Genomic DNA, 307 nt, shown 5'->3' with positions numbered 1-307 from the left:
CGCGCGTCCGCATGGCATCAAGGAATATGCACTCGGCGCGCGCGCCGCAGGCCGGTTCTAGCGCTGCGCGCGTCAGCCGGCTGACGCAGGAAGATCGAGGGCAAAGTCGCGGACGCGGCCCTCGCCGGTTTCACGCTCGCCCACAAGCGAGAAGCCGGCCTTTTCCAGCACGCGGCGGGCGGCATAGATGTGGGTTAGGGTGGAGGCGGTCACCTTGCTCACACCGGGCTGAGCCTCCGCCCAGCTGAGCAGGCCCAGGACTGCCTCGGTGGCCAGGCCCTGCTCGCGGAAGCTGGGCAGCATGGAA

1 protein-coding gene is annotated in these 307 nt (G+C 69.4%); it reads right to left on the bottom strand.

The genetic code is table 11. The features are described 5' to 3' along the window. Positions 1 to 72 precede the first annotated feature (72 nt). The coding region (locus E5162_RS14480) for a GNAT family N-acetyltransferase (RefSeq protein ID WP_135945965.1) at positions 73 to 307 on the bottom strand (235 nt) is incomplete at its 5' end.

The organism is Marinicauda pacifica (genome assembly GCF_004793635.1).
GTDB classification, from domain to species: domain Bacteria; phylum Pseudomonadota; class Alphaproteobacteria; order Caulobacterales; family Maricaulaceae; genus Marinicauda; species Marinicauda pacifica.
This window is presented reverse-complemented; position numbering and strand designations above follow the sequence as displayed.